This window comes from Pseudomonas sp. UBA6699 (assembly GCF_002454615.1).
Taxonomy (GTDB): domain Bacteria; phylum Pseudomonadota; class Gammaproteobacteria; order Pseudomonadales; family Pseudomonadaceae; genus Aquipseudomonas; species Aquipseudomonas juntendi.
Genome location: NZ_DKJF01000090.1, coordinates 1 through 21,429, shown reverse-complemented (window position 1 = coordinate 21,429; position 21,429 = coordinate 1). Strand labels below are relative to the sequence as shown.

Sequence of the window (21,429 nt, the reverse complement as noted above, 5' to 3'; positions counted from 1 at the left end):
GTCGCAAAGCGGCCCCAAATTACTTAAATGACTGGCATTAGCCCCTCCCGGCGGGGTTTTTTATGCGTGTTGTTCCAGCACCAAGCCGGAAAGAATCACCTGCAGCGCCTCTGGTAACGCCACAGGCCGGCCATTGACACGCTCGATGAAGACTTGCACCACCGTGCCGGCCGCGCAGGCCTCGGGCTCACCTGGGCGATACAACGCCAGGCGGTACTCCACCGTACTGCCCGCCAGGCGCGTTACGCCCAGCCCAACTTCCAGCACGTCCGGGAAGCCCGGCAATGCATAGAAATCTGCTGCCGAACTGACCACGAAAGCCGCCAGCTCGCCGTCACGCAGGTCCAGCTCGGCCTGCTCGACGAGAAACGCCTGGATCGCCGTTTCGAAGAAGCCGTGCACCGTGGCCCCGGCGATATGGCCATTGAGGTCGTTGTCCTGCGGGCGGGTGAGAATCGGGTGAAAGTGGGAGAAGGCAGTGCGCTGAGGGGATTCGGTCATCTGGCTGACTCTTGTCTTCGCAATGGATGCTGACAGTGAAACAGAAAAACCAGGTTCCCGCTGCCTGCACCTCACCCTGTAGGAGCGGCCTTGTGTCGCGATGGGCCGCAAAGCGGCCTCGACAATTTATGCAGTGACGCTAAAACCCCGGGGCCGCTATGCGGCCCATCGCGACACAAGGCCGCTCCTACAAGGCATTGCATCAGCCGGATAACAAAAAGCCGCCAATGCTGGCGGCTTTCTCATTGCGGCTGGTTGCAGCTTACAACTGCGGACCAGCGGCCTTGATGGCGTCGGAAACTTCAAACTTCTTGAAGTTCTCGATGAACAGCTTGGCCAGGCCTTTGGCGGCCTCGTCGTAGGCAGCTTTGTCAGCCCAGTTGGTACGCGGGTTGAGCAGTTCGGTATCAACGCCTGGGACGGCCTTCGGTACGTCCAGGTTGATGATGTCCAGGTGCTCGGTTTCGGCACCGACCAACGCGCCGCTCTGGATGGCAGCGATCACCGCGCGGGTGGTCGGAATGCTGAAGCGCTTGCCAACGCCGTAGCCACCACCGGTCCAGCCGGTGTTGACCAGGTAGACCTTGGAGTTGAAGCCGTTGATACGCTTGATCAGCAGCTCGGCGTACTCGCCAGCCGGGCGTGGGAAGAACGGTGCACCGAAGCAGGTCGAGAAGGTCGACTTGATGCCGCCGCCCGAGCCCATTTCGGTGGAACCGACCAGCGCGGTGTAACCGGACAGGAAGTGGTAGGCAGCCTGTTCGTTGTTCAGGATCGACACCGGAGGCAGAACACCGGTCAGGTCGCAGGTCAGGAAGATCACTGCGTTTGGCTCACCGCCCAGGTTCTTTTCCGAACGCTTGGCAACGTGCTCCAGCGGGTAGGCCGCACGGCTGTTCTGGGTCAGGCTGACATCGGTGTAGTCAGCGTGCTTGTTGGCGTCGAGAACGACGTTCTCCAGCACCGCACCGTGCTTGATGGCTTTCCAGATGACCGGCTCGTTCTTCTCGGACAGGTCGATGCACTTGGCATAGCAGCCGCCTTCGATGTTGAAGACAACGCCTTCGCCCCAACCGTGCTCGTCGTCACCGATCAGGTAACGGCTTTCGTCGGCCGACAGGGTGGTTTTGCCGGTGCCGGACAGGCCGAAGAACAGGGTTACATCGCCTGCTTCGCCGATGTTGGCCGCGCAGTGCATTGGCAGCACGTCGGCAGCCGGCAGCAGGAAGTTCTGCACCGAGAACATGGCTTTCTTCATTTCACCGGCGTAGCGCATGCCGGCGATCAGCACTTTCTTCTGCGCGAAGTTGATGATCACGCAACCGTCGGAGTTGGTGCCATCACGCTCAGGTACGCACTCGAAGTTGGCCACGTTGAGCACCTGCCACTCGTCGCGACCCGCCGGGTTGTACTGCTCAGGGTTGATGAACAGGCAACGGCCGAACAGGTTCTGCCAGGCAGTCTGGGTGGTCATTTTCACCGGCAGGTAGTGCTCGGCGGCAGCCCCTACGTGAACGTAGGAAACGAAGTGATCCTGGGCGTTGTTGAACGCCTCGACGCGGTCCCACAGGGCATCGAACTTGTCGGCCGGGAACTTGCGGTTGATCGGGCCCCAGGCGATGGCGTCCTGGGTGGAAGGCTCTTCGACGATGAAACGGTCAGCCGGCGAACGGCCAGTACGGTGACCGGTCTCCACGACCAGCGCGCCGGTATCGGCTAGTACACCTTCACCGCGTTGCAGCGCTTCTTTTACCAGCTCATCGACGCTCAGGTCGGTGTACACGGTGTTATTGGCTTGCGTCATGAGATACCCCATCCGGCCCGAGGCCGAGTGCTCCAAACGTTTTGTAGTTGTTCCGAAAAAACTACTACAGCGAAAAAAGTGGCCGGATTATGCCAGAAAAGCCCAAAAAAAGTAGGCCCCTCCTGTCAGAACTGCGTTTTTGCGCAATTCGACAGGAGATTTTCCTGAGCTTAAACGTTTCAGTGGCGAGTTTCTGAGGCTACGTCCGTGCCGCCGCCGGCAAACAGTTGCGCCACATCGCTGGCGTCGAAGAAATAGCGCTGGTTGCAGAACTGGCAATCGATCTCTACCTGCCCACCGCACTCTTGCACCAGTGCCTTGGCGTCATGCTCACCCAGGCTGACCAGGGCATTGCCGGAACGCTCGCGTGAGCAGCTGCATTTGAAGCGCAGCGGCTGTTCATCGAACAGGCGCACGGCATCTTCGTGGTACAGGCGGTGCAGCAGGGTTTCATTGGCTTCTGCCCACTCTTGCGGCTTGAGGGTCTGGGCCAGGGCAACCACGTGCTGCCAGCTGTCTTCGCGCTCTTCATCGTCCGGCTGGCGATCGCGTGGCAGTTGCTGAAGCAGCAGGCCGCGCGCCTTGCCAGCTTCGGCATTCAGCCAGAACCGCGTGTTCAACTGCTGGGACTGAACGAAGTAGTTGGTGAAGCACTCCGAGAGGTTGGCACCATCGAGGTCGACGGTCCCCTGATAACGCTGGCCCTTGACCGGGTCGATGGTCAGGGTCAGGTGGCCGTCGGGCATCAGCTGCGCCAGGCTGGCGTCGGCCGGGATCTGATCCGCCTCGTATCGGGCCATGCCGCGGATATCACGGTCACCGGAGCATTCGACCATCAGCAGCGGGATCGGCCCGGCGGAACGCGCCTGCAGTATCAGCAGGCCGTCGAACTTCAAGGCACCGACCAGCAAAGCGGTGGCGGCCATCAGCTCGCCAAGCAGGGTTTGCACCGGCTGTGGGTATTCATGACGCGCCAGCACTGCAGCGTAGCTGTCATCGAGAGACACCCACTCGCCGCGCACATCGCGCTCGTCGAAGATGAAACGTTGGGTGAAATCTTTTTCTGGCAAGTCGCTCATGGTTGTCTGGCTATCTGAAAATGATGACAAAATAATGAAAGGGAATTAGTAATCCCATCGCAGAGCGCCTTCAGGCGCTCGTTTCCCTTATAGGAGATAGAGGTATCTTATGGATAATCGACCACTGTTCCAAGCAAGGTGGTCCTGGGGACCGCTGGCAGCCTGCACGCTGCTGCCGATCGCTCTACTGTGTTTCTGGTTATGGCCTTTTGGCCAGATCCTGTGCCTGACTTTCGACGAGTGGCTGTTCCGCAGCCTCAATGCACCGTTGGCTGACAACACCACCTGGCGCTATATCTGGACCGTGGGCAGCATGCGCCCGTTCGACATCGTGGTCGGCCTGATCCTGCTGGCACTGCTGATCCGCGGTGATTGGGTATTCAAGGCAGCGCAGGTTCGCCAGGCGTTTTTCGGCTTTCTGGTCACGCTGCTTCTCTTAGTGGTGATTCGCGCGCTGTTTTCCAAGTGGGTGGATGCCGCGGGCTGGCAACACAAGAGCCCCTCGATGATGTTCGACGACGTGGTGCACCTGAGCGACTACTACCCCCACCTGGAAGCCAAGTGGGAGCTGAAGGACCGCTCCAGCAAGAGTTTCCCCGGCGACCACGCCTCGGTGTTGTTGATCTGGGCATTGTTCATGAGCGTGTTCAGCCGCCGCCTGATGCAGTTCGTGGTGATCTGGGCGCTGGCGGTGCTGTTCATGCTGCCGCGCCTGGTGGCCGGCGCGCACTGGGGGCAAGATGACTACATCGGCGGGTTGCTGATGGCAGTGCTGGCGTTGGGCTGGAGCTATTACACGCCGTTAGCGGCCAAGGGTAGCGCGGCACTGATGCGCTGGACGGCGCCGTTGTTCTCGATTGCTGCGAAATTGCCGTTGGTCGGGCGGTTGGCGGTAGTCCGCTAGACCCCTGGGGGCTGCTGCGCAGCCCATCGCGACACGAGGCCGCTCCTACAGCACCGCCTGCACCCTTGTAGAAGCGGCCTCGGCTATTCGAAGTTCCCATGCAGCTGGTGAATCTGCCGCCGCTGCTTCTTGTTCGGCCGGCCATCGGTAGTTACCCCCGTCGCCCCTGCCTTGCGCATTTCGGCTGCCTGCTCCCTGCGCCGCACACTCTCTTCGGTTTCTTCGTACAGCGTCTGCGCCTCGGGCGCCCCACGCCGCACCACCGACAACGCCTTCACCACCACGGTGCGCTCATCGAAGCCGGTACGCAGCACGAATTCGTCGCCCACGCGCGGCTCCTTGCCCGGCTTGCAACGCTCGCCCCGGCAATGCACCTTGCCGCTCTCGATCGCGGCCTTGGCCAACGCCCGCGTCTTGTAGAAACGAGCCGCCCACAGCCATTTGTCCAGGCGCACCTTATCGTCGTCTTCGGCTTTTTGTGCCATTGCGTTACCTCGGATTCTGTCTTTCATCGAACTGTACTACCTTCACTTACGGATGCAAAAAGTCCCCGCCGTGCTTACAGTTCACCACCTCATTCGCAGGGTGTGCTTAGTGAAGACATTTGACCATTTGACTGTGATCGGCCTGCGTGAGTGGGTCGCCTTGCCCGACCTCGGTGTGGCCGGGCTGCGCGCCAAGATCGACACCGGCGCCAGTACCTCCAGCCTGCACGCCACCGATATCGAACCCTTCGAGCGTAATGGCCAACCCTGGGTGCGCTTCACCGCCCACCTGGGCACGGTAGTGCAGTTGCGCCATCGACGCTGCGAAGCACCTTTGGTGAACAGAAAGATCATCCGCAGCTCTAACGGGCATGCCCAGACCCGTTATGTCATTCGCACGCCACTGGCGTTGGGTGACCGTGTGTGGGAGGTCGAATTCACCCTGGCCTGCCGCAAGAGCATGCGCTACCGCCTGCTGCTCGGCTCGAAGGCCCTGGTGCAGGGCCAACTGGTGGTCAACCCAGGCGTAAAGTACGTGCAAGACAAACCGGCCTTCCCGGCCACCCTTTCCCCTGTCACAGGTGCTGCATGAAGATCGCTGTGCTGTCGCGCAATCCGCGTCTGTATTCCACCCGCCGCCTGGTCGAAGCCGGTACTCAGCGTGGCCACGAAATGGTGGTGATCGATACCTTGCGGGCCTACATGAACATTGCCAGCCACAAGCCGCAGATCCACTACCGCGGCAAGCCGCTGGAAGGTTTCGATGCCGTGATCCCGCGTATTGGCGCCTCGGTAACCTTCTACGGCTGTGCGGTGCTGCGCCAGTTCGAAATGATGGGCGTGTACCCGCTCAACGAGTCGGTGGCTATCGCCCGCTCGCGCGACAAGTTGCGCTCGCTGCAGCTGTTGTCACGGCGCGGTATTGGCCTGCCGATCACCGGTTTCGCCCACTCGCCCGACGATATTCCCGACCTGATCCGCATGGTCAACGGTGCCCCCCTGGTGATCAAGGTGCTGGAAGGCACGCAGGGTATCGGCGTGGTGCTGTGCGAAACCCCGCAGGCAGCCGAGTCGGTGATCGAGGCGTTCATGGGCCTGAAGCAGAACATCATGGTGCAGGAGTACATCAAGGAGGCCGGCGGTGCGGACATCCGCTGCTTCGTGGTGGGGGACAAAGTGATTGCCTCGATGAAGCGCCAGGCCAAGCCCGGTGAGTTTCGCTCCAATCTGCACCGTGGCGGGGTCGCCAGCCTGATCAAGATCACCCCCGAAGAGCGCATCACCGCGATTCGCGCAGCCAAGGTGATGGGTTTGAGTGTCGCGGGCGTGGATATCCTGCGCTCCAACCATGGGCCGTTGGTGATGGAGGTGAACTCATCGCCAGGCCTGGAAGGCATTGAAGTGACCACTGGCAAGAACGTGGCCGGGATGATCATCGAGCACCTGGAGAAGAATGGCGGGCCGAATCAGACCCGGACCAAAGGGAAAGGCTGATTCACCCGGCCCTAGCGCCGACAAGCCCACAGGTACTGCACAGTTTTCAGACCTTGTGCATGACCTGTGGGGGCTGGCTTGCCGGCGACAGGGCCGGCACAGCCAACAAAACTCAAACGGCGTTACGCGGCAACAACAGCCCCAACGGCAACCGCACCCGCGCCTCGATACCGCCCCCGGACCGGTTGCGTAGCTCGACATTGCCGCCATGCTGCGCCGCAATACGCTTGACGATGGCCAACCCCAACCCGGTCCCCTTGCCACCCCGCGCCCGGTCACCCCGGATGAACGGGTTGAAGATGGTTTCCAGCTCCGACTCGTCAATACCGGTACCGCGGTCCAGCACGCTCAGCACCACGTACGGCGCACTTTCGTCACCCGAGACATAGGCTGCCACCTCGACCCCTTTGCCTGCGTGGTGCAAGGCGTTGCCGATCAGGTTGCCCAACATGCGCTTGAGCGACACGCGGCGCAGCGGGAACGGCGGGATCGGCTCCAGGCACAGGCGCACACGTTCTTCCGGCTGGTTGTAGGGGGCGACCACCTCACGCACCAGGTCCGCCAGGTCGACCTCTTCGACCGGCTCGTCCCGGCCATCACGGATAAACGCCAGGAACTGGTCGAGAATCGCGTCCATGTCTTCGATATCACGGACCATATCGTCGCTCAGGTCGTTGTCGCTGTTGAGCAACGACAACGACAAACGCAGGCGCGTGAGCGGTGTACGCAAGTCATGCGAAACCCCGGCCAGCATCAGCTCGCGTTCACGCCCAGCCTGCTCGACGTCTTCGGCCATCTGGTTGAAGGCCCTGTACACCTCGGTCATCTCGCTGGGGGTGTCGCTGATCGGCAACCGCACGCTGCGCCCCTGGCCCAACTGGCGGGCGGCGAACACCAGACGCTTGAGCGGCTGGTTCAGCTGCCGCACGAAGATCCACGCCGAAGCGGTGGACAACAGGCCAATGGCCAGGAACCAGCCCAGCACGTTCCAGATTTTCTGCCCGCGTAGCGGGTGCGGGTACAACGGCACCTTCAACCAGCCCGGGCCCAGGCTCGGCGCATTTACCCACAGCGCCGGCGGCGCATGGATGCGCAGGCGTACTTCGGTGTCCTCGCCCAGCTCGGCCTGCATCTGGCGTTGGTAGATTTCGCTGTAGGGCCAATGCTGCTCGCCTTCGGGCACGCCCGAGCCGGTCACACGAATGAGGCCTGCCGCCTCGGCGATCTTGTCGCGGTTTTCTTCGTCGGCAGCCCAATACGCGCGCAAAGTCAGCGCCACACCGTGGCTGTACTGCCGGTCGACCAGTACGTCCTCGTTCATCAGCAGGTAGACCAGGGTCAGGGCCTTGGAGAACAGGACAACGATCAACACCAGCCACAGGGTGCGGGCGAAGAAGCTTTGCGGAAACCAGAGCGGTGTTTTCATCGACGGTCAGGCATCACTTACCGGCGTTTCCGTCCGGCACGAACACGTAGCCCACGCCCCACACGGTCTGGATGTAGCGGGGCTTGGACGGGTCAGGCTCGATCATGCGCCGCAGGCGCGAAATCTGAACGTCGATGGAGCGCTCCAGGGCATCCCATTCACGGCCACGGGCCAGGTTCATCAGCTTGTCGCGGGTCAGCGGCTCGCGGGCATGCATGACCAGCGCCTTGAGCACGGCGAACTCACCGGTGGTGAGCATGTGCACTTCGTCGCCACGCTTGAGTTCGCGGGTGGCCAGCGACAACTCGTAGTCGCCGAAGGTGACCGACTCGTCTTCGCTACCCGGTGCCCCTGGCACGGTGGGTGCCTGGCGGCGCAGCACGGCCTTGACCCGGGCCATCAGCTCGTCCGGGTTGAACGGCTTGCCCAGGTAGTCATCGGCACCCAGCTCCAGGCCCTTGATGCGGCTGAGCTCGTCACCCTTGGCAGTGAGCATGATGATCGGGATCTGGTTGTTGTGCTGGCGCAGGCGCTTGCACGCCGACAGGCCGTCTTCGCCCGGCAGCATCAGGTCCAGCACCACCAGGTTGAACACCTCGCGGGACAGCAGGCGGTCCATCTGTTCGGTGTTGGGCACCGCGCGGGCTCGGTAGCCTTTGCTGGTGAAGAAACGTTCCAGCAGGCTGCTCAGCCCTGGATCGTCGTCGACGATGAGAATCTTTTCACCTTCTGCGGTGTTCGGCGTGCCGGTCATGAATAACTCCTCTGAGATCGCCGCGCATTATGGCGTAGCCATTGCAACGCGTGCCGTGAGCATTGTTAGCAGATTTTTCCCCGGGCGCCAGTTCCGACTGGCCGGGCGCCATCACCGCAAGCGGTTTGCGATGGGTATAATGCGCCGCTTTCATCCTGCGCCGCCGGGCGAAAGCCCATAGGCGACCCCCGTATTCACAAATGTCAGGTGGTTTACATGGACAGCATCAACAGCCGTATCGCCGAGGAACTGGGCGTACGCCCCCAGCAGGTCGAGGCGGCCGTGGGCCTGTTGGACGAAGGCTCGACCGTGCCTTTCATCGCCCGTTACCGCAAGGAAGTGACCGGTAGCCTGGACGACACCCAGCTGCGCCATCTGGAAGAGCGCCTGCGCTACCTGCGCGAACTCGACGAACGCCGCGCCAGCATCCTCTCCAGCATCGAGGAACAAGGCAAGCTGACCCCGGAACTGGCCCGCGAAATCAAGCTGGCCGACACCAAGACCCGCCTCGAAGACCTGTACCTGCCGTACAAGCAAAAGCGCCGCACCAAGGGCCAGATCGCCCTCGAAGCCGGCCTCGGCGAGCTGGCCGACGGCCTGTTCAACGACCCGTCACTGACCCCGGAAAGCGAAGCGGCACGCTTCGTCGATGCCGACAAGGGCGTGGCCGACGTGAAGGCCGCCCTGGAAGGCGCCAAATACATCCTCATGGAGCGCTTTGCCGAAGACGCCGCATTGCTCGACAAACTGCGCAGCTTCCTCAAGCAGGAAGCCGTGCTCAGTGCCCGCGTGGTGGCCGGCAAGGACGAGGAAGGCGCCAAGTTCCGGGACTACTTCGCCCATGACGAGCTGTTGCGCACCGCCCCTTCGCACCGCGCCCTGGCAATTTTCCGCGGGCGCAACGAGGGCGTGCTGAGCGCTTCGCTGAAAGTCGGCGAAGAACTGCCGGGTACCCTGCACCCGTGCGAACTGATGATCAGCAACCACGTCGGCATCGAGAACCGCAGCCGCCCGGCCGACAAATGGCTGGCTGAAGTGGTGCGCTGGACCTGGAAGGTCAAGCTCTACACCCACCTGGAAACCGACCTGTTCGGCGAACTGCGCGACAACGCCGAAGGCGAGGCGATCAACGTGTTCGCCCACAACCTGCACGACCTGCTGTTGGCGGCCCCGGCCGGCCCGCGCGCCACCCTGGGCTTCGACCCTGGCCTGCGCACTGGCTGCAAGATCGCCGTGGTCGACGCCACCGGCAAGCTGCTGGACCACACCACGGTCTACCCGCACGCCCCGAAAAACGACTGGGACCGGACCCTCGCCATCATGGCCGCGCTGTGCGCCAAGCACTCGGTGGAGCTGATTGCCATCGGCAACGGTACCGCCAGCCGCGAAAGCGACAAGCTGGTCGCCGAACTGGTCAAGAAATATCCAGCCCTGAAAATCACCAAGGTCATGGTTTCCGAAGCCGGCGCGTCGGTGTACTCGGCCTCGGAACTGGCCGCCCGCGAATTCCCGGACCTGGACGTATCGATCCGTGGCGCCGTATCGATTGCCCGCCGCCTGCAGGACCCGTTGGCCGAACTGGTGAAGATCGACCCGAAATCCATCGGCGTTGGCCAGTACCAGCACGACGTCTCGCAGTTGAAACTGGCCCGTGGCCTGGACGCTGTGGTCGAGGACTGCGTGAACGCCGTGGGCGTGGATGTGAATACCGCCTCGGTGGCGTTGCTGACGCGCATCTCCGGGCTTAACGCCACGCTGGCACAGAACATCGTCGCGCACCGCGACGCCAACGGCCCGTTCGCCACCCGCGCGGCGCTGAAAAAGGTCAGCCGCCTGGGCGAGAAAACCTTCGAGCAAGCTGCCGGCTTCCTGCGGGTGATGAACGGCGACAACCCGCTGGACGCCTCGGCGGTTCACCCCGAAGCCTACCCCTTGGTCCAGCGCATCGCCGCCGATACCGACCGCGACATTCGCTCGCTGATCGGCGACAGCAGCTTCCTCAAGCGCCTGGACCCCAAGCGTTTCACCGACGAAACCTTCGGCCTGCCGACCGTGACCGACATCCTGCAGGAGCTGGACAAACCCGGCCGCGACCCACGCCCGGAATTCAAGACCGCCACCTTCCAGGATGGCGTCGAAGACCTCAAGGACCTGGAGCCAGGCATGATCCTCGAAGGCGTGGTGACCAACGTCACCAACTTCGGTGCCTTCGTCGATATCGGCGTACACCAGGACGGCCTGGTGCATATCTCGGCGCTGTCGGAGAAGTTCGTCAAGGACCCGCGCGAGGCGGTCAAGGCCGGCGACGTGGTCAAGGTCAAGGTCATGGAGGTGGACATCCCACGCAAGCGCGTGGGCTTGTCGATGCGCATGAGCGACACCCCGGGCGAAAAGGTCGAAGGCAACCGCGGCGGTAACCGTGGCCCGGCAGGCAACCGCCAGCAACAGGCGCCGCGCCAACGTGAAACCGCCACCGCGGCCCCGGCCAACAACGCCATGGCCGCGCTGTTCGCCAACGCCAAGCAGCTGAAGAAGAAGTGATGGACATACCACGCGAATATGTCGAAAGCGCCTTCAGCCAGCTCCTTGGCTGCCGCCTGCAACACCTGGAGCCCGGCGTTGCCGAGGTCGCCCTGGCGCTGCAGCCGCAGTTGCGCAACCGTGGCCAGAAGCTGCACGGCGGGGCTATTTTCAGCCTGGTGGATATCGCCATGGGCCTGGCCTGTTCGGCCAACCATGGCTTTGACCAGCAAAGCGTCACCATCGAATGCAAGATCAACTACATGCGCGCCGTCAGTGACGGCGAGGTCCTGTGCACCGCCCGCGTGCTGCATGCCGGGCGGCGTACCCTGGTGGTCGACGCCGACGTAGTCCAGGGCGACAAACTGGTGGCCAAGGCGCAAGGAACCTTTGCGGTTCTCTAGCTCACCAAGCAGTATCTGCGGTATTTTCAGCAGTGCGCTGGCACTGCTGGATCCGCGTAAACCAGGCGACAACGCCAGTTCCTTTCTCCCTACCCTTGTAGACCGTTATCTCTACCCCCATATTGGGGCGACTGACGCGTGAAGGAATACATCTTGAGCGAACTCCTCAACCGCCGCCTGAGCCTGCTCGGCGCCAATCTTCCCCTGCTCAAGCAGTGCCTGCACGGTATTGAGCGCGAATGCCTGCGCGTGACCGACGAAGGTCGCCTGGCCCAGACCCCGCACCCGGATGCACTGGGGTCGGCGCTGACCAACGAGCAGATCACCACTGACTATTCCGAGTCGCTGCTGGAGTTCATCACCCCCGCGCTGGCCGACCCGGCTAAAGTGCTCGAAAGCCTCGAACAGACCCACCGTTTCGTCTACAGCAAGCTGGGCGACGAGTACCTGTGGAGCCCATCGATGCCATGCACGTTGCCGGCCGAAGAGGACATCCCGATCGCCGAGTACGGCAGCTCGAACATCGGCAAGCTCAAGCACGTCTACCGCAAAGGCCTGGCCTTGCGCTATGGCCGCACCATGCAGTGCATCGCCGGCATTCATTACAACTTCTCGCTGCCAGAGGCTCTGTGGCCTTTGCTGCGTGCTGCCGAAGGCAGCAGCGAGCCCGACCGCGACTATCAGTCATCTGCCTACATTGCGCTGATCCGCAACTTCCGCCGCTACAGCTGGTTGTTGATGTACCTGTTTGGCGCCTCGCCGGCCCTGGACAAAGGCTTCATGCGTGGCCGCCCGCACCAGCTCGAAGAGCTGGACGCCGAAACCCTGTACCTGCCCTACGCCACCAGCCTGCGCATGAGCGACCTGGGCTACCAGAGCAACGCCCAGGCGGGCCTCACGCCTTGCTACAACAACCTGGCCAGCTACACCGACAGCCTGCGCAAGGCGGTGGGCACGCCCTACCCGCCCTATGTCGAGGTCGGCACGCACGTCGACGGTGAGTGGGTACAACTGAATACCAACATCCTGCAGATCGAAAACGAGTACTACTCGAACATACGCCCCAAGCGCGTCACCTATACCGGCGAGCGGCCGATCCAGGCCCTGACTTCGCGCGGCGTGCAGTATGTGGAAGTGCGCTGCCTGGACATCAACCCGTTCCTGCCAGTGGGCATCGACCTGACCGAGGCGCGCTTCCTCGATGCATTCCTGCTGTTCTGTGCCCTGGAAGAAAGCCCGCAACTGGGCAATGCCGAGTGTGGCCAGTGCACCAGCAACTTCCTGGCCGTGGTCAAGGAAGGTCGCCGCCCGGGCCTGGAATTGCAGCGCAACGGCCAGCCGGTCAGCCTGAAGGTGTGGGCCAGCGAGCTGATCGAGCGTATTCGGCAGTTGGCCGAGCTACTGGACCAGGCCGAAGATACCGACGCCCACAGCAAGGCGCTGGATGCGCAACAGGCCAAGGTCGATGACGCCTCGCTGACGCCTTCGGCCCAGGTGCTGGCGCGCATGACCGAGCATGACGAAAGCTTCGTGCAGTTTTCGCTGCGCCAGAGCCGTATTCACGCCGAGACCTTCCGTGAACAGCCGCTGAGCCAGGAGCAGCAACAAACCTACGAGACGCTGGCCCGCGAGTCGCTGGCCAGGCAGGCCGAGCTGGAGCAGGAAGAAGTCGGTGATTTCGACCTGTTCGTGGGTGCCTATCAAGCCAGCATCCTGGCGATCAGCAACTGATGACGCGTACCGCTACCCCGCGCAAACCGCGCGCCAGCAGCCAGGCCAGGATCGAAGCGATCCTGGCGGCTGCCCGCGAACTACTGGCCGAGGTGGGGGTGGCGGCAATGTCGATCTACAGCGTGGCCGAGCGTGCGCAGATTCCGCCGTCGTCGGTCTATCACTTCTTCGCCAGCGTGCCGGCGTTGCTCGAGGCGTTGACCGCCGACGTGCACCGGGCTTTCCGTGAGGCTCTGAGGGCACCGATCGACAGCCAGGCGTTCAGTACCTGGCATGAGCTGTCACGGCTGATCGAGCAGCGCATGCTGGATATCTACAACCAGGATGCAGCAGCGCGGCAGCTGATTCTTGCCCAGCACGGGCTGAGTGAAGTGGTGCAAGCCGATCGGCAGCACGACATGGAACTGGGCGACCTGATGTACAAGTTGTTCGACCAGCATTTCCACCTGCCAGTGATGCCGCTGGATGTGGATGTGTTTGCCCTGGCCATGGAGCTCAGCGACCGGGTGTATGCGCGCTCGGTGCAGCTGCATGAGGCGATCACCCCGCGTATGGCCGAGGAAGGCAAGCGGGTATTCGAGGCGTATCTGGGGTTGTATCTGCCGCCGTTTCTAATCAAGCGTTGAAGTTGGTGGCCTCACCGCCGGCAAGCCGGCGCCCACAGGGAAAGGCACAAGGCCGAAAACCTGTGCAGTACCTGTAGGAGCGGCCTTGTGTCGCGATCGGGCTGCAAAGCAGCCCCGCGAGTTAAGCGTTACAAGGGCCACTTTCATCACAGCTTGGCAATAGACACTTCCGTCGACTTCACAAAGGCAATCACTTCACTGCCCACCTGCAGCTCCAGCTCACGCACGGAGCGGGTAGTGATCACCGAAGTGACGATGCCCGAAGCCGTCTGCACGTCGATTTCCGACAGTACCGGCCCTTCGAGGATTTCTTTCACAGTGCCTTTGAACTGGTTGCGCACGTTGATGGCTTTGATAGTCATGATTGGCTTCCTTTTGGCTTCTGGGGTTCAGTGCGCCCAACGCAGTTGCGTGGGCAGAGGGGCTACAGGATCCGGCTCGGGCGCAGCGCCCGGGGCCGACAGCACACGGTTGAGCACTTCGCTTTCCAGCGCAGCCAGGCGGTGCGAACCACGCGCCCGAGGCCGTGCCAGGTCGACAGTGAGGTCGAGCCCGACCTCGCCGTCTTCGATCAGGATCACCCGGTCAGCCACGGCAACCGCCTCGCTGACATCGTGGGTAACCAGCAGCACGGTAAAGCCGTGCTGACGCCACAGGCGTTCGATCAGTTGCTGCATCTCGATACGGGTCAGGGCATCCAGCGCGCCCAACGGCTCGTCCAGCAACAGCAGGCGCGGCTGGTGGATCAGTGCCCGGGCCAGCGCCACACGCTGCTTCTGGCCACCCGAAAGCGCTGCCGGCCACTCATTGGCACGGTCGGCCAGGCCAACCGCCTCCAGGGCATCCAGCGCTCGCGAGCGCCAGTCGCCAGACAGGCCCAGGCCCACGTTGTCGATCACCTTCTTCCAAGGCAGCAGGCGTGCGTCCTGGAACATCAGGCGGGTTTCTTCGCGCGCTTCGTCCAGCGGCGCGGCACCGGCCAGCAACTGCCCGGCAGTGGGCTGGTCGAGCCCGGCCAGCAAACGCAGCAAGGTGCTCTTGCCGCAGCCGCTGCGGCCGACAATGGCCACGAACTGGCCCGCCGGAATGTGCAGGTCGATACCCTTCAATACTTCGCGCTGGCCAAAGGCCTTGCGCAAGCCGTTGGCGGCCAGCGGTATGCCACGCAGCAGGCGTGGCGGCTGTTCCTTGAGCACGGTCATGCGCCCTCCTTCTTCGCCACTTGATAGGCTGGGTGCCAGCGCAACCACACACGCTCCAGGCCACGGGCGGCCAGGTCGGCGAGCTTGCCGAGCACGGCGTACAAAACGATGGCCAGCACCACCACGTCGGTCTGCAGGAATTCACGGGCGTTCATGGCCAGGTAGCCGATGCCCGCGTTGGCCGAGATGGTTTCGGCAACGATCAGGGTCAGCCACATGAAGCCCAGGGCAAAGCGCACGCCCACCAGGATCGACGGCAGCGCCCCCGGCAGGATCACCTGGCGGAACAGGCTGAAGCCGGACAACCCATAACTGCGGGCCATTTCCACCAGCGCCGGGTCCACATTGCGAATGCCGTGGTAGGTGTTCAGGTAGATCGGGAACAACGTGCCCAGCGCGACCAGGAAGATCTTCGCCGACTCATCGATACCAAACCACAGGATCACCAGCGGGATCAGCGCCAGGTGCGGCACGTTGCGTATCATCTGCACCGAGCTGTCGAGCAGGCGCTCGCCCCAGTTCGAAAGGCCCGTGATGAAGCCAAGCACCAGGCCGATGCTGCCGCCGATGACGAAGCCCAGCCCGGCACGCCAGCCACTGATGGCCAGGTGGGTCCAGATATCACCGCTACGCACCAGCTCGACGCCAGCACTGACCACGGCGCCAGGCGCCGGCAAGATGCGCGTCGACAGCCAGCCAGCACTGACCGCCAGCTGCCAGGCGGCCAGCAGCAGCACCGGCAGCGCCCATGGCGCCAGCCGCTGGGCAAGGTTGTTGGAAGTTGCACGACTCATGGCCTGGCCCTCAGCTCTGCGCGACGGACTTGGGCAGGATGTCGTTGGCTACCATCTCGCCGAACGGGCTCACGTAGCCACCCGCCTTGGGTTGTTCCGGGCGGTTCACGTCAATGTGCGGGAACAGCAGCTCGGCCACTCGGTACGACTCTTCCAGGTGCGGGTAGCCGGAGAAGATGAAGGTATCGATGCCCAGCTCGGCGTACTCTTTGACCCGCGCGGCCACGGTCGGGCCATCACCGACCAGCGCGGTACCCGCACCGCCACGCACCAGGCCAACACCCGCCCACAGGTTGGGGCTGACTTCCAGGTTGTCGCGGTTACCGCCGTGCAGGGCGGCCATGCGCTGCTGGCCCACCGAGTCGAAGCGCGCCAGCGAGGCCTGCGCACGGGCAATGGTGTCATCGTCCAAGTGCGAAATCAGGCGGTCGGCGGCGGCCCAGGCTTCTTCGTTGGTTTCGCGCACGATCACGTGCAGGCGGATACCGAAACGTACTTCGCGGCCTTGAGCAGCGGCCTTTTTGCGCACTTGGGCGATCTTCTCGGCCACGGCTGCCGGTGGCTCACCCCACGTCAGGTACAACTCGACCTGTTCAGCCGCCAGGTCTTGGGCAGCTTCTGAAGAACCGCCGAAATACAGCGGCGGGCGAGGCTGCTGAATCGGCGGATAGAGCAGCTTGGCGCCCTTCACCTGAATGTGCTTGCCGTCATAATCGACGTTTTCGCCTTCCAGCACCTTGCGCCAGATACGGGTGAACTCGACCGACGCCTCGTAGCGCTGCTGGTGGTTCAGGTGCAGGCCGTCACCGGCCAGCTCGTCCGGGTCGCCACCGGTGACCAGGTTGAACAGCGCCCGGCCGTTGGACAGGCGATCGAGGGTGGCTGCCTGCCGAGCAGCCACGGTTGGCGAGATGATGCCGGGGCGCAGGGCCACCAGAAACTTCAGGCGCTGGGTCACGGGGATCAGCGAGGCCGCGACCAGCCAGGAGTCCTCGCAGGAGCGCCCGGTCGGGATCAATACCCCACCAAAACCAAGCCGGTCGGCAGCTTGCGCGATCTGTTGCAGGTAGCCGTGGTCGACCGCGCGGGCGCCATCGGCAGTGCCCAGGTACTTGCCGTCACCGTGGGTGGGCAGGAACCAGAAAATGTTCAGACTCATTGGAGTTGTCTCCTCAAGGGGGGGACGAGCCGGGGCGGTGCCCCGGCATGGGCGCATCATTCAAGGCGCGCTAGCGACCTTGGCCGGGGGTGTCCAGATCACATCCTTGATGCTCAACGGCTTGGGTATCAGCTTGAGCGCCTGGAAGGTGTCGGCGATCTTCTGCTGCGCCGCCACTACCTGCGGGGTGAGGGGCGCGGCGCCGTAGCCTTGGCGTTTGACCGAGGTAAGTGTGATGTCGGCAGGCAAGCCGAGCAGCGGCGCCACCTGGTCGGTGACTTCCTGCGGGTTGGCCTGCGACCACTCGCCCACGGCGCGCACTTGCTCGATAACGGTGTTGATCACCGCTGGGTGCTCGGTCGCGTAGTTGCGGGTAGCGAGATAGAACTGATGGTTGTCGACCAGGCCCTTGCCGTCACGCAGGGTGCGCGCCTGCAGCTGTTGCTCGGCGGCGGCCTGGTACGGGTCCCAGATCACCCAGGCGTCGACACTGCCGCGCTCGAAGGCTGCTCGGGCGTCGGCCGGCGGCAGGTAAACCGGCTGGATGTCGCTGTACTGCAGGCCCGCGTCTTGGAGTGCACGCACCAGCAGGTAGTGCACATTGGAGCCTTTGTTGAGGGCGACTTTCTTGCCTTTGAGGTCCTTCACCGACTGTACCGGCGAACCCTTGGGCACGAGAATCGCTTCGCTGTGCGGCGCGGGCGGTTCGTAGGCCACATAGAGCAGGTCGGCGCCGGCGGCCTGGGCGAATACCGGTGGTGTTTCACCGGTGACGCCAAAATCGATCGAGCCGACGTTCAGCCCTTCAAGCAGCTGCGGGCCGCCGGGAAACTCGGTCCACTGCACCTGTACGCCCTGCTCGGCCAGGCGCTTCTCCAGCGTGCCCTTGGCCTTGAGCAGCACCAGGGTGCCGTATTTCTGATAACCGATCCGCAGGCTCTCGGCCTGGGCTTGGGTGATAGCGCCGAAGGACACAGCCGCCGCGAACAGGGCGACCAGACCGCGACGCAAGAAGACTGTGCGCATGGCGCTCTCCTGTGCGATAGGGTTCGGGTTGCACCTGCTTGCCTCGTTGGCGGGCGAGTAAGGTGGTGAAGCGGATAAAACCGGTCAGATGCTCCAGCGAGCACTGAGCAGGCGTTCGTTCAGTACACCGGGGGCCACGGGGCGCGGCCGACGGGCCAGGGCAACGTGGAAGGTTTCCAGCGAGTCCTGCAGGCGTTCTTCCAGCGCGGGTAGCAGTTGCGCGGGCTTGCTGCCCTCTGCGTAAGCGACTTGGCTGTCGTCAGCGAAGATCCCTTGCAGGGTCTCTTGCGCCTTGAGTGCAGATAGCACGGGCTTGAGTGCGTAATCCACCGCCAGCATGTGGGCGATGCTGCCGCCGGTGGCGATCGGCAACACGATCTTGTGTGCCAAAGCGCGCTCGGGCAGCAGGTCGAGCAAGGTTTTAAGAGCACCGGCAAACGATGCCTTGTACACCGGTGTGGCGACGATCAGGCCATCGGCCTGGGCCACCAGTTGCTGGAAGTGCTGTACCTGCGGGCTGTCGAAACGGGCATGCAGCAGGTCTTCGGCGGGGAAGTCACGTACCTGGAACGTCACCACTTCGACGCCGCGATGCTGCAGCCACTGGCGCGAACGCTCCAGCAGCACGCCGGAGCGTGAACGTGGACTTGGGCTACCACCGATTGAGACGACCAACATTGCAGCGCTTCCTTGTGTTCTGTTGGGGGTGACATTAGCAGTCGTTTTATATATCTAGAAATCCTATTTTTTCATTTGTTTATTCCATTTTGGTTTAAAGCTTCAAGCTACAAGCTACAAGCCGCAAGCTGACCTGCTCTTGCTCTTGCTCTTGCTTTTGCTTCTGCTTGCAGCTTGCAGCTTGCAGCTTGCAGCTTGCAGCTCGCAGCTAAAAAAAGGGCCGTCGAAACGGCCCGAAAATCCCTGTGAGGCTAAGAGCGATGCAACGAGGAATGCGTTAACGATTGGGCTGGGGGGTCAGGCGCAGATAGGGTTTGACGGCCCGGTACCCTTTGGGGAAGCGCTGCTTGATCTCTTCTTCGTCCTTGAGCGAAGGCACGATCACCACGTCGTCGCCGTCTTGCCAGTTACCTGGCGTGGCCACTTTGTGGTTGTCAGTCAGCTGCAGCGAGTCGATCACCCGCAGGATTTCATTGAAATTGCGCCCGGTACTGGCGGGGTAGGTGATGGTCAGCCGCACCTTCTTGTTCGGGTCGATCACGAACAGCGAGCGCACGGTCAGGGTGTCGCTGGCGTTCGGATGGATCAGGTCGTAAAGGTCTGAAACCTTACGGTCGGCGTCGGCGATGATCGGGAAATTGACCACGGTGTTCTGGGTTTCGTTGATGTCGGCGATCCATTTGTGGTGCGAATCGACCGGGTCGACCGACAAGGCAATGGCCTTGACTCCGCGTTTGGCGAATTCGTCCTTGAGCTTGGCAGTCAGGCCCAGCTCAGTGGTGCATACCGGGGTGAAGTCAGCCGGGTGGGAGAACAGCACCCCCCAGCTGTTACCCAGCCACTCGTGGAAACGGATCTTGCCTTCGCTGGAATCCTGTTCGAAATCGGGGGCGATATCGCCGAGTTTTAGGCTCATGGGCTGCGGCTCCTGGGCTGGGTTGTGGTCAGCGTGTGAATGAACTTTGCCTGCAATGATTTAAAAACAAAAAGAATAAATAACAATTTATTTATAACCATAAAGCATACAAAGTTTCTGACGTAAAAAAGCCTCGCACTAGGCGAGGCTCTTTGGTGTCGCTACGGCTTACAGGAAGCTGTAAGTGTAGTTCACGATGAAGCGAGTCTGGTCCTGGTCCGCGCTGGCTTCGTTGCTGCCACCGCGGTACACACCCTGGCGCAGGCTGAAGCCCAGGCCTTTGAGGGTACCTTGCTGAATGGTGTAGTCGACGCGGGCGTCACGTTCCCATTCGTTGTAGGTGCCGTGGCCGCTCTTGTAGCGAATGTCGTCACCGCGCAGGTAGGAAACCGAAGCCTTCAGGCCCGGAACGCCAAGCGAGGCGAAATCATACGAGTACTGGCCGAAGTTGGTGTTCTCACCGGCACGGGCGAACTGGTTGATCATGCTGTCGGTGAACAGGTAGAAGCTGGAACCGGCAGCGCCTTCAGGGCGACCGTTACCGTCAACCACGTTGCCCTGGTTCAGCCAGACGAAACCGCCGTCGTCGCTGACTTGCTGACGACCGAGCATCAGCGCGTGGCCACCCAGGGTGTAAGTGAACATGGCGGTCCAGGTCTTGTTGTCGACCTTGCCAGTGTTCTTGGCGTAGCCACCGTTGTTGCTGAAGTTGTAGCCACCGCCGTGACCGTTGTTGCCGTCACTGCTGCTGTCGAAGTAGCGCAGGTCGGTCTTGAACGACTGGTCGTCGGCGATCTTGAAGACGTGGGTGGCACCCAGGAAGTGCTGCTTGTAGAAGTCTTCCAGGTTCGAGTAGTAGTACTGCAGGGTCAGGTCTGGAGTGAGCTTGTAGTCCAGGCCGCCGTAGCGGAACTTGTTGCTGTCGGCAGTGGCGCCAGCGACCGACAGGCCGGTACGGTTGCTCGACGCACGACCCATGGCGTGGGTCAGCTGACCGGCGTTGATGGTCAGGTTGTCGATTTCCTTCGACTGGATGGTGCCACCCTCGAAGGTTTGCGGCAGCAGACGCCCGTCGTTGGAGACCAGGATCGGCAGGTTTGGCGCCAGGGCGCTACCGAAGTGCACTTCGGTCTTGGAGAAGCGAGCCTTGGCGTTGGCGCCAAAACGTGCCCACTGGCTAGCGGCCGAGCCGTCCGAGTCGCTTGGGAAGAAGCTGCTATTGTCAGGGTGTTTGCCACGGCCACCGTCCAGGTGGATACCCCACAAGGCCTGGGCATCGACACCAAAACCAACGGTGCCTTCAGTGAAACCAGAGATGTAATCGAGCTTGAAGCCCTGACCCGACTCGCGGTTGTCAGCACCGCCATCGCGGTTGTCGTTGTTGAAATACATGGTGCGCGAGCTGAGGGACAGCTTGCTGTCTTCCACGAAACCGGCAGCGCCTGCTGTTTGGGCGAAAACCCCCAGTGCCACGGCCACGGCCAGGCTGGACTTGTACATGTTGTGCTCCTCTACGTTCTAATTTTTGTGTATCTCTGGCGGCAGGGTCTTGTGCCCCGCTCACCGTGGATTGGCGATTTAGTCCCAAAGTGTGACTGGTAAGTCAAACGTTTCTAAACGTTTCTCGACTTTGGTCTAAGGCGCCACCTGCGCTACAGGATAATGACAATCCTATAAATCCAAAATGACCGTTTTGTGAATTTCTAAGATTTTTAGGGAATATGTAACGAACCTTTGCAACCAATCGTTGTAGCTCTGCGGGTTATAATAGCATTTAGCTATTTGCAAACGTTTGCTAATAACCTAATTCCTTAAAGTTCTATACGGACGGAGAAGCCTAGCAGGCTGATCTGATTTCGCCATTGACCCAGGTTATGGCCCTTCGCAGGCTTTGTAGGAGCGGCCTTGTGTCGCGATGGGGCGCGA

General features: G+C 62.1%; 21 protein-coding genes. 7 read left to right on the top strand and 14 right to left on the bottom strand.

Going from position 1 to position 21,429, the window contains the following annotated elements:
* Positions 1 to 60 precede the first annotated feature (60 nt).
* The 3 genes from B3361_RS17510 to hslO all read right to left on the bottom strand — a co-directional run bounded on the left by B3361_RS17510 (position 61) and on the right by hslO (position 3,384).
* Positions 61 to 501 carry an acyl-CoA thioesterase gene (locus B3361_RS17510; protein ID WP_054905032.1) on the bottom strand — a complete coding sequence of 147 codons (441 nt, stop codon included), beginning with the start codon at positions 499 to 501 and terminating at the stop codon, positions 61 to 63.
* A 262-nt stretch (positions 502 to 763) separates the two neighbouring features.
* Entirely contained in the window at positions 764 to 2,305 is a 1,542-nt protein-coding gene (locus B3361_RS17505; RefSeq protein WP_161893125.1) for a phosphoenolpyruvate carboxykinase, read from the bottom strand.
* A gap of 179 nt (positions 2,306 to 2,484) precedes the next feature.
* A complete protein-coding gene (gene hslO, locus B3361_RS17500; RefSeq protein WP_054905720.1) occupies positions 2,485 to 3,384 on the bottom strand; it encodes an Hsp33 family molecular chaperone HslO in 900 nt (299 codons plus the stop codon).
* Positions 3,385 to 3,493: 109 nt separating this feature from the next.
* On the opposite strand from hslO, the gene B3361_RS17495 reads away from it, so the two are divergent.
* Complete coding sequence (locus tag B3361_RS17495) at positions 3,494 to 4,288, top strand: phosphatase PAP2 family protein (RefSeq protein WP_054905721.1); 795 nt, start codon at positions 3,494 to 3,496, stop codon at positions 4,286 to 4,288.
* An 83-nt stretch (positions 4,289 to 4,371) separates the two neighbouring features.
* Here the strand turns inward: B3361_RS17495 and B3361_RS17490 are convergent, their stop codons facing one another.
* A complete protein-coding gene (locus B3361_RS17490; protein ID WP_054905722.1) occupies positions 4,372 to 4,773 on the bottom strand; it encodes an RNA-binding S4 domain-containing protein in 402 nt (133 codons plus the stop codon).
* A 109-nt stretch (positions 4,774 to 4,882) separates the two neighbouring features.
* On the opposite strand from B3361_RS17490, the gene B3361_RS17485 reads away from it, so the two are divergent.
* Together B3361_RS17485 and rimK are read left to right on the top strand one after the other, a co-directional pair.
* Positions 4,883 to 5,365, top strand: a complete 483-nt coding sequence (locus B3361_RS17485) for an ATP-dependent zinc protease (RefSeq protein ID WP_009681235.1) — start codon at positions 4,883 to 4,885, stop codon at positions 5,363 to 5,365.
* The gene (gene rimK / locus B3361_RS17480; protein WP_009681234.1) at positions 5,362 to 6,267 is read left to right on the top strand and encodes a 30S ribosomal protein S6--L-glutamate ligase; all 906 of its coding nucleotides are present in this window, start codon (positions 5,362 to 5,364) and stop codon (positions 6,265 to 6,267) included. The genes B3361_RS17485 and rimK overlap by 4 nt, the downstream gene beginning before the upstream one ends.
* Positions 6,268 to 6,379: 112 nt before the next feature.
* Here rimK and B3361_RS17475 read toward each other — a convergent pair whose 3' ends face one another.
* Together B3361_RS17475 and ompR are read right to left on the bottom strand one after the other, a co-directional pair.
* Entirely contained in the window at positions 6,380 to 7,693 is a 1,314-nt protein-coding gene (locus B3361_RS17475; protein ID WP_029887604.1) for an ATP-binding protein, read from the bottom strand.
* 13 nt (positions 7,694 to 7,706) lie between these two features.
* Positions 7,707 to 8,447, bottom strand: coding sequence for a two-component system response regulator OmpR (gene ompR, locus B3361_RS17470; RefSeq protein ID WP_009682249.1), 741 nt, complete (start codon positions 8,445 to 8,447; stop codon positions 7,707 to 7,709).
* 216 nt (positions 8,448 to 8,663) lie between these two features.
* Here ompR and B3361_RS17465 point away from each other — a divergent pair, with 216 nt between their 5' ends.
* From B3361_RS17465 to B3361_RS17450, 4 genes are all read left to right on the top strand, one after another.
* Entirely contained in the window at positions 8,664 to 10,988 is a 2,325-nt protein-coding gene (locus B3361_RS17465) for a Tex family protein (protein ID WP_054905723.1), read from the top strand.
* On the top strand, positions 10,988 to 11,371 hold the full coding sequence (locus tag B3361_RS17460) for a PaaI family thioesterase (protein ID WP_054905724.1): 384 nt from the start codon (positions 10,988 to 10,990) through the stop codon (positions 11,369 to 11,371). Before B3361_RS17465 ends, B3361_RS17460 begins: the two co-directional genes overlap by 1 nt.
* Positions 11,372 to 11,524: 153 nt before the next feature.
* Positions 11,525 to 13,102: a glutamate--cysteine ligase gene (gshA, locus tag B3361_RS17455; protein ID WP_154211124.1), complete on the top strand. Its 1,578-nt coding sequence runs from the start codon at positions 11,525 to 11,527 to the stop codon at positions 13,100 to 13,102.
* A complete protein-coding gene (locus tag B3361_RS17450; RefSeq protein WP_009682245.1) occupies positions 13,102 to 13,728 on the top strand; it encodes a TetR/AcrR family transcriptional regulator in 627 nt (208 codons plus the stop codon). Before gshA ends, B3361_RS17450 begins: the two co-directional genes overlap by 1 nt.
* 146 nt (positions 13,729 to 13,874) lie before the next feature.
* Here the strand turns inward: B3361_RS17450 and B3361_RS17445 are convergent, their stop codons facing one another.
* The 8 genes from B3361_RS17445 to B3361_RS17410 form a co-directional block, all read right to left on the bottom strand.
* Positions 13,875 to 14,090: a TOBE domain-containing protein gene (locus B3361_RS17445; protein WP_003255829.1), complete on the bottom strand. Its 216-nt coding sequence runs from the start codon at positions 14,088 to 14,090 to the stop codon at positions 13,875 to 13,877.
* Between the two features lie 27 nt (positions 14,091 to 14,117).
* Positions 14,118 to 14,930, bottom strand: a complete 813-nt coding sequence (gene ssuB, locus B3361_RS17440; RefSeq protein ID WP_029884763.1) for an aliphatic sulfonates ABC transporter ATP-binding protein — start codon at positions 14,928 to 14,930, stop codon at positions 14,118 to 14,120.
* Positions 14,927 to 15,724, bottom strand: coding sequence for an aliphatic sulfonate ABC transporter permease SsuC (gene ssuC / locus B3361_RS17435; RefSeq protein WP_054905726.1), 798 nt, complete (start codon positions 15,722 to 15,724; stop codon positions 14,927 to 14,929). Before ssuC ends, ssuB begins: the two co-directional genes overlap by 4 nt.
* Positions 15,725 to 15,734: 10 nt before the next feature.
* Entirely contained in the window at positions 15,735 to 16,883 is a 1,149-nt protein-coding gene (gene ssuD / locus B3361_RS17430; protein ID WP_029884765.1) for an FMNH2-dependent alkanesulfonate monooxygenase, read from the bottom strand.
* 60 nt (positions 16,884 to 16,943) lie between these two features.
* Entirely contained in the window at positions 16,944 to 17,909 is a 966-nt protein-coding gene (locus B3361_RS17425; protein ID WP_029884766.1) for a sulfonate ABC transporter substrate-binding protein, read from the bottom strand.
* An 84-nt stretch (positions 17,910 to 17,993) separates the two neighbouring features.
* Positions 17,994 to 18,587 carry an NADPH-dependent FMN reductase gene (ssuE, locus tag B3361_RS17420; RefSeq protein WP_029884767.1) on the bottom strand — a complete coding sequence of 198 codons (594 nt, stop codon included), beginning with the start codon at positions 18,585 to 18,587 and terminating at the stop codon, positions 17,994 to 17,996.
* Between the two features lie 277 nt (positions 18,588 to 18,864).
* Entirely contained in the window at positions 18,865 to 19,503 is a 639-nt protein-coding gene (locus tag B3361_RS17415; protein ID WP_009682239.1) for a peroxiredoxin, read from the bottom strand.
* Between the two features lie 168 nt (positions 19,504 to 19,671).
* Positions 19,672 to 21,003, bottom strand: coding sequence for an OprD family porin (locus B3361_RS17410; RefSeq protein ID WP_009682238.1), 1,332 nt, complete (start codon positions 21,001 to 21,003; stop codon positions 19,672 to 19,674).
* Positions 21,004 to 21,429: the final 426 nt, after the last annotated feature.

Bases quoted from the DNA above. Each gene is read 5' to 3' on its own strand.
- B3361_RS17510 (WP_054905032.1), bottom strand. From the start codon at position 501: ATGACCGAATCCCCTCAGCGCACTGCCTTCTCCCACTTTCACCCGATT.
- B3361_RS17505 (WP_161893125.1), bottom strand. From the start codon at position 2,305: ATGACGCAAGCCAATAACACCGTGTACACCGACCTGAGCGTCGATGAG.
- hslO (WP_054905720.1), bottom strand. From the start codon at position 3,384: ATGAGCGACTTGCCAGAAAAAGATTTCACCCAACGTTTCATCTTCGAC.
- B3361_RS17495 (WP_054905721.1), top strand. From the start codon at position 3,494: ATGGATAATCGACCACTGTTCCAAGCAAGGTGGTCCTGGGGACCGCTG.
- B3361_RS17490 (WP_054905722.1), bottom strand. From the start codon at position 4,773: ATGGCACAAAAAGCCGAAGACGACGATAAGGTGCGCCTGGACAAATGG.
- rimK (WP_009681234.1), top strand. From the start codon at position 5,362: ATGAAGATCGCTGTGCTGTCGCGCAATCCGCGTCTGTATTCCACCCGC.
- B3361_RS17475 (WP_029887604.1), bottom strand. From the start codon at position 7,693: ATGAAAACACCGCTCTGGTTTCCGCAAAGCTTCTTCGCCCGCACCCTG.
- ompR (WP_009682249.1), bottom strand. From the start codon at position 8,447: ATGACCGGCACGCCGAACACCGCAGAAGGTGAAAAGATTCTCATCGTC.
- B3361_RS17465 (WP_054905723.1), top strand. From the start codon at position 8,664: ATGGACAGCATCAACAGCCGTATCGCCGAGGAACTGGGCGTACGCCCC.
- B3361_RS17460 (WP_054905724.1), top strand. From the start codon at position 10,988: ATGGACATACCACGCGAATATGTCGAAAGCGCCTTCAGCCAGCTCCTT.
- B3361_RS17450 (WP_009682245.1), top strand. From the start codon at position 13,102: ATGACGCGTACCGCTACCCCGCGCAAACCGCGCGCCAGCAGCCAGGCC.
- B3361_RS17445 (WP_003255829.1), bottom strand. From the start codon at position 14,090: ATGACTATCAAAGCCATCAACGTGCGCAACCAGTTCAAAGGCACTGTG.
- ssuB (WP_029884763.1), bottom strand. From the start codon at position 14,930: ATGACCGTGCTCAAGGAACAGCCGCCACGCCTGCTGCGTGGCATACCG.
- ssuC (WP_054905726.1), bottom strand. From the start codon at position 15,724: ATGAGTCGTGCAACTTCCAACAACCTTGCCCAGCGGCTGGCGCCATGG.
- ssuD (WP_029884765.1), bottom strand. From the start codon at position 16,883: ATGAGTCTGAACATTTTCTGGTTCCTGCCCACCCACGGTGACGGCAAG.
- B3361_RS17425 (WP_029884766.1), bottom strand. From the start codon at position 17,909: ATGCGCACAGTCTTCTTGCGTCGCGGTCTGGTCGCCCTGTTCGCGGCG.
- ssuE (WP_029884767.1), bottom strand. From the start codon at position 18,587: ATGTTGGTCGTCTCAATCGGTGGTAGCCCAAGTCCACGTTCACGCTCC.
- B3361_RS17415 (WP_009682239.1), bottom strand. From the start codon at position 19,503: ATGAGCCTAAAACTCGGCGATATCGCCCCCGATTTCGAACAGGATTCC.
- B3361_RS17410 (WP_009682238.1), bottom strand. From the start codon at position 21,003: ATGTACAAGTCCAGCCTGGCCGTGGCCGTGGCACTGGGGGTTTTCGCC.